This window comes from Metalysinibacillus jejuensis, assembly GCF_003057615.1.
Classification (GTDB): Bacteria; Bacillota; Bacilli; order Bacillales_A; family Planococcaceae; genus Metalysinibacillus; species Metalysinibacillus jejuensis.
The window spans coordinates 36,277-45,937 of sequence record NZ_QAFW01000017.1 but is presented as its reverse complement, the minus strand read 5'-3'; the positions used below and the strand labels follow the sequence as shown (position 1 = coordinate 45,937).

General features: G+C 37.8%; 7 protein-coding genes, 1 pseudogene and 1 riboswitch. Of the genes and pseudogenes, 2 read left to right on the top strand and 6 right to left on the bottom strand.

The genetic code is table 11. From position 1 onward, the window contains the following. Positions 1–311: 311 nt before the first annotated feature. Both DDE80_RS07560 and DDE80_RS07555 read right to left on the bottom strand, forming a co-directional pair. Complete coding sequence (locus DDE80_RS07560) at positions 312–1,460, bottom strand: M56 family metallopeptidase (RefSeq protein WP_108307059.1); 1,149 nt, start codon at positions 1,458–1,460, stop codon at positions 312–314. A gap of 8 nt (positions 1,461–1,468) precedes the next feature. Further along, positions 1,469–1,837, bottom strand: a complete 369-nt coding sequence (locus DDE80_RS07555) for a BlaI/MecI/CopY family transcriptional regulator (RefSeq protein ID WP_108307058.1) — start codon at positions 1,835–1,837, stop codon at positions 1,469–1,471. A gap of 334 nt (positions 1,838–2,171) precedes the next feature. Between DDE80_RS07555 and DDE80_RS07550 the strand changes: the two genes are divergently transcribed. Then, a complete protein-coding gene (locus DDE80_RS07550) occupies positions 2,172–2,345 on the top strand; it encodes a hypothetical protein (RefSeq protein WP_201261509.1) in 174 nt (57 codons plus the stop codon). A 61-nt stretch (positions 2,346–2,406) separates the two neighbouring features. Then, positions 2,407–3,643 (top strand): annotated as a pseudogene (locus DDE80_RS07545) (tyrosine-type recombinase/integrase). An 11-nt stretch (positions 3,644–3,654) separates the two neighbouring features. Here DDE80_RS07545 and guaA read toward each other — a convergent pair. The 4 genes from guaA to DDE80_RS07525 all read right to left on the bottom strand — a co-directional run bounded on the left by guaA (position 3,655) and on the right by DDE80_RS07525 (position 9,621). Then, positions 3,655–5,208, bottom strand: coding sequence for a glutamine-hydrolyzing GMP synthase (gene guaA, locus DDE80_RS07540; RefSeq protein ID WP_108307057.1), 1,554 nt, complete (start codon positions 5,206–5,208; stop codon positions 3,655–3,657). A gap of 87 nt (positions 5,209–5,295) precedes the next feature. Then, a riboswitch (purine riboswitch) is annotated at positions 5,296–5,397 on the bottom strand. Positions 5,398–5,420: 23 nt separating this feature from the next. After that, the gene (locus DDE80_RS07535; RefSeq protein WP_108307056.1) at positions 5,421–7,550 is read right to left on the bottom strand and encodes a DUF4129 domain-containing transglutaminase family protein; all 2,130 of its coding nucleotides are present in this window, start codon (positions 7,548–7,550) and stop codon (positions 5,421–5,423) included. Beyond that, entirely contained in the window at positions 7,547–8,680 is a 1,134-nt protein-coding gene (locus DDE80_RS07530; RefSeq protein ID WP_108307055.1) for a DUF58 domain-containing protein, read from the bottom strand. The genes DDE80_RS07535 and DDE80_RS07530 overlap by 4 nt, the downstream gene beginning before the upstream one ends. Next, positions 8,677–9,621 carry an AAA family ATPase gene (locus DDE80_RS07525; protein WP_108307054.1) on the bottom strand — a complete coding sequence of 315 codons (945 nt, stop codon included), beginning with the start codon at positions 9,619–9,621 and terminating at the stop codon, positions 8,677–8,679. The genes DDE80_RS07530 and DDE80_RS07525 overlap by 4 nt, the downstream gene beginning before the upstream one ends. Positions 9,622–9,661 lie beyond the last annotated feature (40 nt).

Below are 9,661 nucleotides of genomic sequence, written 5' to 3'. Positions count from 1 at the left end.
GAATTTGTTCTTCAGGAATTAGGACAATTTTACGCATCATTTTTCTCCGTTTCATATCTATTAAGAATAGTATACAGGAAAACGAAGAAAAAGAGTGTAAGTCTAAAAGTTAATCACCTTATATATATAAAAAATTTTTTGAACATACTATATTCCTCCTTGATAAGAAATAGATTACAAAAAGATACGATTTACTAAAATGTGATAATTTATTAATTTTAGATATAAATTACTTTTAAACTAAAAAAATATACACTCTATATAACAATTTTTATTTAAGAAGCCCTATCCATTTGTACAGAGCTTCTTTCTTACTCTTCCTCTAAAATAATTTCATTTCTTTCAATTTTTTTTAAAATTTCTTCCCATTCTTTTTTAGAAAAATGCGCTTTGTCAGACAATTTAACTGATAGTATTTCAGAATGCGCTTCTACTTCTGTTGAAGTATCAAAAGGGGTTGGTGTTACTACTAAAACCTCCTCCTCGATGGAAGTGACATGGTTATGAGTAAACTCAGAACTCGCTAGACCTACACCGCTAAAAATGAAGAATAACCCCATAGACAACACACTGATTGGTCTACTTATCTTTTTGTCATTTAACATTCGCTGTAATCTCTTTTTTAATTTCTTTTTCCCTGCTGTAAAAAAGGGAGTTGAAAAAGGAGCTGGGGAATGCCTTTTAGCACGCTGCATCGTATTTAAAATGGTTTCAGCATACTTTTTTCGCTCTGACAAAGACATGGACATGACAACATACTCATCGCAAGAAAGCTCACACCATTTCGTTAACTCTTTTTGTAAAAGATAAATCAACGGATTATACCAGTGTAGAATGATGGCGAAAATGCCTAATCTTTTCACCCATAAATCCTTTTTCTTATAATGGATCAATTCATGTTTGAGAATCATGGCTAACTCGTCACTCGGAATCCCGTACATGGGCAACACAATCGTTGGCTTAAATAGACCTACCAAAATAGGGCTAATATTTTCTTGACAATATGTAAGGCGAATTCTATTTTTTAATTTCATATCACTTTGTTGTTGCGCTAAAATTCTCCATACTTCATGGTCTTTAGGCACTGGTATCAAGTTTCGATATAATTTTCGATATCCACTTTGATACATAAATAAAAACCATCCACTTGCTACAATCGCACCAACTAACCAAATAATAAACAGTATTTGTACAAAATTTTCTGTTAACCAAACTGTATTTTGTTGTACAGAAAATAGCTGTTCCTCTTCTATTGGCTGATGATTTTTCCTTAATAAGAGGGGAACATTCAATAGGAGAAATACAGGTACTAGGAAAAAGAAAAGCGCCAATTTTCTATTCCAGTAATACCATCTCGCTGTTAGTGCCTCTCTTGAAATAACCGTCATACCATAATAAAGAATGAACATGCTACTACCAGCAACTGATAAAGCTACCACACTATTTAACCATGCATGCATTTATTCACCTACTTTTCGGAAAGCCATTGTTTTAGTTCAACCAATTCCTCCTCTGTTACTTCATCATCATAGAGTGTTGCTAAAAAAGTTGTCATAGAGCCTTGATACATCGTGTCTAATACACTTTTTGCTTCACGTTTTTTATACTCTTTAAATGTTACACAAGGACTATAATGATTCACACGCCATTTTCCTCTTGTGACAGATAGTAACCCCTTATCAACTAATTTGGATAAAAAGGTATTAATAGTTTGCCCTTTCCAAGACTTTTTTGAAAAGATTTCTAACAATTCTCTTGATGTAACAGAACGATTTAATTTCCAAATAACTTGCATAACTTCCAGTTCTGTATCAGTTAGCTTTTGAAATTCAGTCATTTTTTTCCTCTTTCCTGTGAATTCTATATCATTAAACTACAATCTTATAGTAACATTCACTATAATTATTTAGTTTTATAAACTATAACCTTATAGTAAAGTCTACTATGGCTATTTAGTTTTTGTCAATATATAATATTTCAGAATTTTCCATGTATTTTTATGCTGAAACAGCAAGAAAAAGGAGATGCATTCTACTATGGTTTAATTTAGCTTATTTAGTTCAAATTCCTAAAAATTTCATCATAATTTTTGGCATTTTGTCAAAAAATCCGTTGAAGGTTATGAAAGGGGAATCACCAACACCTTTGCGATAGTGAAGGGAGGTGAGCGCATGAAATCTATTCGTACTGAGTGGCAAGTGCGTTGTGCATTTAATAGCTTTTGCAAGCAAGTATTGAAGCATGAAGCTGTCGATGCTTATAACCAAAGGAGAAAAAACACCAGGCACAAGAATCAACCTTTTCTGACCTTACACCACAAGAAGAAAATCAGCTTTTTACGCTAGATAGCTATGAGGAAGATGAGAACAGGTCTGATTAGTTTTTGCACGGTTAGGAGTAAAAACTATGACAAAAGACCCTATCAAAACAGCAAAAGATGGTACGTACTATTTCCGAGCCAATTTAGGTTATGATTCAAAAGGAAAAAAGATTCAAAAATACCGTAGTGGTTTTACTACTAAAAAAGAAGCAAGAACTGAATACTCAAAGTTGTTATTAATGCCACCAGAAGAATTAGCAGAAACAAAAGAGAAAATGAATTTGAGCATTATATCCATGAAATTTTTCTTCCTTGGTATAAAACAAAAGTGAAGTTACAAACGTATGAAAATCGCCTACCAAGTATTAATAAACACTTCCCTTACTTTTATAAGATGGCAGTTTGTGATATTGAGCCTATTCATGTTCAAGATTGGCAGCTTAAATTAGCAAAAGGCTTAAAGCCTTCCTATGTAAGAGCTGTTCAAGGTATGTTTTCTGTTGCTATAGACAGAGCAATCGTATTAGGAATCACTTCTACAAACCCATCTAAGATTATCGGAAATGTCAAAAAGCAAAAGCCTAAAATAGAATTTTGGACAAAAGAAGAATTTGAAAAAGTAATCTCTTTCATTTATAAAGAAGATTACTACCAACACTTTCTTTTTATCTCTTTATGGTTTCTGTTTATGACAGGTATGCGGATTGGTGAAGCTACTGCTATTCAATGGGATGATATTAATTTTGATTCAGGTGTACTCACTATCAATAAAACCCTATATTACAAAAATCAAAATGATTACAGATTTGTAGAGCCAAAAACAAAGGCGAGTATTCGCTATATTGTATTAGACCAGTGTACGTTAGATTTGTTATCAGAATGGAAAGACGTACAACAGAATCTAATCAAAACAGGCTTTGTAATGAGTTACAATGGAATACCTACACAAAAACATACCATTGCACATGCCATAGAGCGTTATGCAAAATTAGCAGGTGTCCATAGAATTAAAATTCATGCCTTACGCCATTCCCATGCCTCCCTACTCATTAGCATGGGGAAAATCCACTGATTATTAAAGACCGTTTAGGGCATGAAGATATTGAAACAACTTTAGGTATATATGGACATTTATATCCTCATAGTAATTTTGAAGTTGCTAACAAATTAAACGGAATCATTTCGTTTAAAGAAGCGAAACAAAATCATGATTCCTCTCCTAAAAATCAATTTACTGCAAGCTATTTACGCAACAAGAAAACAAAAAAGTGCAATAGAAGCAAAAAAGGGAGTCAGAAACCCTTATATATCAAGGGTTTCTAACTCTCCTACTACTATTCCCACTCAATCGTTGCTGGTGGCTTAGATGTGATGTCATAGACGATACGGTTAACGTGTGGTACTTCGTTAACGATACGACGAGAGATTACTTCTAGCACTTCCCAAGGGATACGTGCCCAGTCAGAAGTCATGCCGTCGATTGATGTTACAGCACGGATACCTACTGTGTGATCGTATGTGCGTTGGTCGCCCATTACACCTACTGATTGGATGTTAGGTAGTACTGTGAAGTATTGCCAGATGTCACGCTCTAAACCGTGGTTAGCGATTTCTTCACGTAGGATAGCGTCTGATTCGCGTACGATTTCAAGCTTTTCATCTGTGATTTCGCCAAGTACACGGATACCAAGACCAGGACCTGGGAATGGTTGACGCCATACGATGTGGTCTGGCATACCCATTTCTGTACCTAGTGCGCGTACTTCGTCTTTAAATAACGCAGCAAGTGGCTCGATTAACTCAAATTCCATGTCTTCTGGAAGACCGCCTACGTTATGGTGTGATTTGATTGTTTGCGCTGTCGCTGTACCTGACTCGATAATGTCAGTGTAAAGTGTACCTTGTGCTAAATAATCAATACCTTCAAGTTTTGATGCTTCGTCATCAAATACGTAAATAAATTCGTTACCGATGATTTTACGTTTTTGCTCTGGATCAGAAACGCCAGCTAATTTATCTAGGAAACGACGTTGTGCGTCTACTTTAATAATATTTAAGTTAAAGCCATCTGATAATGTTTCCATTACTTGATCCGCTTCGCCTTTACGTAATAAACCGTGGTCAACGAAAATACATGTTAATTGGTCGCCGATTGCTTTGTGGATAAGTACAGCTACAACTGAAGAGTCTACGCCGCCTGATAATGCACAAAGTACTTTTTTATCGCCTACTGTTTCACGGATTTTAGCGATTTCGATGTCAATAAAGTTTTGCATTGACCAGTCGCCTTTAGCACCGCAAATTTCAAATACGAAGTTACGTAATAAATCGTTACCATGTACAGAGTGTTGTACTTCTGGGTGGAATTGTACAGCATACATTTTACGTTCTTCATTTACCATACCTGCAATTTTGCAAGATGGGCTTGTTACGTTTACTGTGAAACCTTCTGGTGCTACTGTTACGTGGTCACCGTGGCTCATCCATACGACTTGGTTTGTTGGTAGGTCGCCAAATAGCGTGCTATCTGCTGTAAGGCTAATGTCTGCTTTACCGTATTCACGTTTGTCAGAGCTTTCTACTTTACCGCCAAATTGGTGCGCCATTAATTGCATGCCGTAGCAAATACCTAAAATAGGTAAGCCTAAGTCAAAGATTGCAGGATCAATATGGAATGCTTCTTCGCCATAAACTGAGTTAGGGCCACCAGAGAAAATAATACCTGTTGCATTCATAGCTTTGATTTCTTCTGCTGTTGTTGTGTGTGCGTGTAATTCACTAAATACGCCGAACTCACGGATACGGCGCGTAATTAATTGATTGTATTGACTACCGAAATCAAGTACAACGATTTTTTCTTGTTCTGTAATAATCGAACTGTTTGACACGTTTTCCACCTCTTTATAATTGTTAAGCTACTTATTGCGAAAAGACGCGCCGAAAAATTCGTACGCGTCCATCTTAGACAAAAAAGCAGCTTGCTCTCTTGCCGTCATAGAGAAGTTATTTACGGTAACTTCGTAGAAACATCTAGGCCATATCCCCAAACTTATATGAAAGCATATATTTGTTTAATTTTACTCTACTTAAGCGTGTAAAATCAACCTGTTGTACGATTGATTAAATATTCCCAACTTTCGTGCAACTGCTCATAATTGGCTGATTGCCCACTCTCACTATACACGAGCTGCTCATAAATTTCAGTAAGCTCTTGCATTTTTGTTGTAGCATAGGCTTCGTCGATGCGTTTGGCATATTGCTTAAGCGTTTCACCTGTGCGTCTCGCATAACCAAAACGCTCTAATTGAGCTACAAGCAATGTATAGGTTGTCATAAAGTTTTCACGATTGCGCGCTTTGTTTTTAAACTTACGCACATAATAGCCTGGCAACCACTGCTTACGTAATATCACCATCGCAAGGACAGTTAAACAAATGACAATCAGAAGTACATAATACAGCCAAGTGTTTTGTTGTAACCATGTGTTAATTTTTGACCAAAGCGTTGGCTTACTAGCTGTTTCTTCAGTAACCGTTTGCTCTTCTTCTTGTGCTTCTGGTGTTTCTCGTTCAGGCTCTGTTGGTTCGAGTTCTTGCTGTTCAGTCGTATAGTCAATCGTGTCGATTCCTTCAAAGCCAATAGTAGGCTCAAATGGCAACCACCCAATCCCCGGAATATACGCTTCTACCCAAGAATGCGCTTCATTATTAGTAATGGCATAGCGCCCCTCATCGTTTAACGTTCCAGGTGCAAAGCCTTTTGTCCAACGTGCCGGAATCCCAACTGAACGCAACATGACGACCATAGCGGTAGAAAAATTATCACAATACCCTCGCTTCGTTTCGAATAAAAATTGATCGACATAATCCTGGTCTTCTTCTGGCATTGCAATATTTTGTTTATCATAAACAAACTGATTGTGCTTAAAATAGTCTTCAATAGCTTGTGCTTTCTCTAACACATAAGGCTTATCTTCTGTTACTTGTTGTGCTAAATCAACGATGCGTTGTGGCAATAATGCAGGAAGTTGTAAAAAGCGGTCGAATTCGGCTGGCAGTACCTCGAGCGCAATATCATCGGTTTGGACGATATCCTCATACATAAAATGCATAGGGCTATAAATGGACTCATATGTGGCAAGTGACTTGTCCGTCGTCATTTTTTCGGTACCTTGATTAAAGGTTAGCGCTCCCTTTACACTCTTCACTTCGACTGTAGCATAAGGTTGAACGATAAAGCCTGCCTTTTTTGCGACTTCCGTATTATAAATTGTTACCTTTTCTTTTTCATCGCCATGTATAAAAGATGAATCAATCGTATCTCCTGTTTGATAAGGCACTAGCGTTTCTTCGCTAATTTGTTGCACCCATCCTTTAGAAGTATACGTATCTTTTGTTTCAATTCTAAAATAATGCGAGCGCTCTGCTTCAGCTATAAATACTAACGTATCGTCATCTGCTACGCTACCACCTAGGCGCGTATCATCGTCACCATAGCCTACTTTACGCTGCGTTGTATCACTCACTTTACCATTCGTTATATACGCTACGGGGTCTGCCCATGTAGGCCCCGATTTTGGTAAAAATATACCGATACCAATTACGCCAATAATGAGCATAGCAAAAGGAATATACAGACGTAAGCGATACCATAAAGACAGGTGATCTTGCGTTTGTCTTGCTAATCGCTTAATAAACAAAGCACCTATGAGCAGGAAGCCTGTAAACATAACAATAATGATTGAGCGTTGCCCGTCATATGCTGTAAACGTATCAAGTGTCGCAATAAAAAATACAGTCATAGCAAAAAAATAAAAAATGTTATAGCCCATCGTCACCCACTGGTGCACTAAATAAACGAGCATCCAAATTAAAATAAAAAGCAATACACTTCTAAAAACATCCGTCACTTGTCCTAACTCTAGCGCAAAAATCGCTTGTAAATTTCTACGCCATTCTGTTAAAAAGAAATGCCAAGCATCGCTCGATAGCAGCTGCATATTATCGGTATAAACGTAAAAAATAAATATAATAATGTAACTGAGTTGCACAACCGTTGTTATTAGCCAATGGGCATTAATTAAGCGTAATAATAACGCCACGCCTACAAAGCCGACGATGTACGTAACATAGCCCGTATTGGTAAGTGCTACTACAGGTAACAACCATTCACGTAACAGTAAAAAAAGTAAGCTGTAAACAAATAATTTGGGTACTATTTTCTGTATCATTTACGCGTCACCTCCTGTAACACATTATGATACTGTTGCGGCGTGACATGAATAATTTGTACATTAGGCGCTACATAAGCGATTTTACTCACTTCAAAGACGAAGCAAATGACACGGCAAGGATAGTGTGCAAAAACAGCCATATCCTCATCTTCAAGGCGAGCTGTAATAAATAATAAAGAAGCAAACCCTCGTACGGGCAACGCTCTTAAATTAATCGTTTTTGCTGTCACTTGTACTGTAGCGAGTTGGTATAAAACGTCTTCAAAATGATTTTTATGATGCACATGCATCACGCGTGTTATATCACTAGTAGCGACATAAGCTAACTCACCTTGAGCGTTAAAGAAAGTTGTTGCTAGCGATGCGGCTAGCGTAACTACCGCTTCAAAGTTTGGCGAGGTACGGGTATCGACCACTATGCCGACAACTTCGGATTGACGCTCTTCAAACTCTTTCGTTCTAAGTTGTTGCGATTTCGCAAACGACTTCCAATGAATCCAAGATAGGCGGTCTCCTTGTTCGTAATCTCTAACCCCAACAGCAATTGTCGAATCACTGACGCTGCTGCGCGGTGTTGTAGACATACCCACTTCATAAACAGCTTGAATAGGAACGTAGCGTATAGGATAGCGCTTAGGATAAACAATGATAGATTTCGAACTCGTATCACTCGCCTGTAATGACCCTAATCCAAAGAAGTCTGTGCCATAAAAGTCAGCACCTACAAAGCGATATTCTCCGCGAGGCAAGTTTTCTAATGTATATGTCCATATAAAATTGCGACTAAAGCTTCCAATTTTAATAATGGGTGTTGTATTTTGTCTAAAATGTTGCAAGTTAGGCTGATTTACATGCTCTTCTAACATCGCATAAGCTATCGGAAAAACAGTTTTGCGACGAACATGTACGTGCACTTCTACACTTTCCCCACTCGTAATTTGGTTTGGGGTAATTTCGCGGTGCACAAAAACAATTTTCTCGCGCCATACTAACATTAGGCCAGCGTATACTAAAAAAGGCGTTACCGTAAAGAAAATAAACCAGCTTACGAAGCCTCCCTGAAACATAGCAAAACAAAATACCACTACTTGTAACACGATTACTTGTAGTAATTTACGTACCTTCATCGCGCTGCAAAGCCTCTAGCAGGCACGGTAACACTTGCGATGACACGCATCATAATTTCTTCTGCACTAATGCCGTCATAGCGTGCTTCCGGCTGTAAAATCACACGGTGACTAAAGACGAAAGGTGCTAAATACTGTACATCATCAGGTAAGACGTAGTCGCGCCCTTGAATAAACGCATATGCTTTTGAGGCACGCATAAGAGCAATGGAAGCACGAGGTGAAACCCCTAAGTAAATATAAGGATTCGTACGCGTAGCTGTTGCGAGTTGTACAATGTACTCCCTTACTGTAGCATCAACAAAAATTGCACTTGCCTGTTGTTGTAATGCGCGTAGCTCTTCTAGTGACATGACCGCTTCTAATTGTTCAATTGGTGTACCCTCTTGCACCCGACTTAAAATTTCATACTCTTCTGTTACGCTAGGATAGCCCATCTTTAATTTTAATAAAAAGCGGTCTAACTGCGCCTCTGGCAAAGGATACGTACCTTCATATTCAATTGGGTTTTGCGTAGCCATTACAAAAAAAGGCTTTGCTAGTGGCATCGTTTCACCTTCTACGGTAATTGACGATTCCTCCATCGCTTCAAGTAGTGCAGACTGTGTTTTAGGCGAAGTACGGTTAATCTCATCCGCTAAAATAATATTGCCCATTAAAGGGCCAGGACGATACTCAAATTGCATCGTTTGTGGATTATAAATCGAAACACCTATCACATCTGATGGTAGTAAGTCTGGTGTAAATTGTATACGTTTAAAACTAGCGCTGATAGACTTAGCAAGCGAACGTACCATCATCGTTTTTCCTACGCCAGGTACGTCTTCTAATAAAACATGACCATTCGCTAACAATGCCACTACACTAAGTGTTGCCACATCTGTTTTACCTATCATCACGTGCTCGATATTTGTAATAATTTTTTGCACTTCTTCATTCATTATTGTAGCCTCCTATCGACTGCTTCTTCTTAGCATAACG

Excerpts from the sequence above, each read along its gene's own strand:
- DDE80_RS07555 (WP_108307058.1), bottom strand. The coding sequence starts at position 1,837 with ATGACTGAATTTCAAAAGCTAACTGATACAGAACTGGAAGTTATGCAA.
- DDE80_RS07535 (WP_108307056.1), bottom strand. The coding sequence starts at position 7,550 with ATGATACAGAAAATAGTACCCAAATTATTTGTTTACAGCTTACTTTTT.
- DDE80_RS07550 (WP_201261509.1), top strand. The coding sequence starts at position 2,172 with ATGAAATCTATTCGTACTGAGTGGCAAGTGCGTTGTGCATTTAATAGC.
- DDE80_RS07525 (WP_108307054.1), bottom strand. The coding sequence starts at position 9,621 with ATGAATGAAGAAGTGCAAAAAATTATTACAAATATCGAGCACGTGATG.
- DDE80_RS07560 (WP_108307059.1), bottom strand. The coding sequence starts at position 1,460 with ATGCATGCATGGTTAAATAGTGTGGTAGCTTTATCAGTTGCTGGTAGT.
- DDE80_RS07530 (WP_108307055.1), bottom strand. The coding sequence starts at position 8,680 with ATGAAGGTACGTAAATTACTACAAGTAATCGTGTTACAAGTAGTGGTA.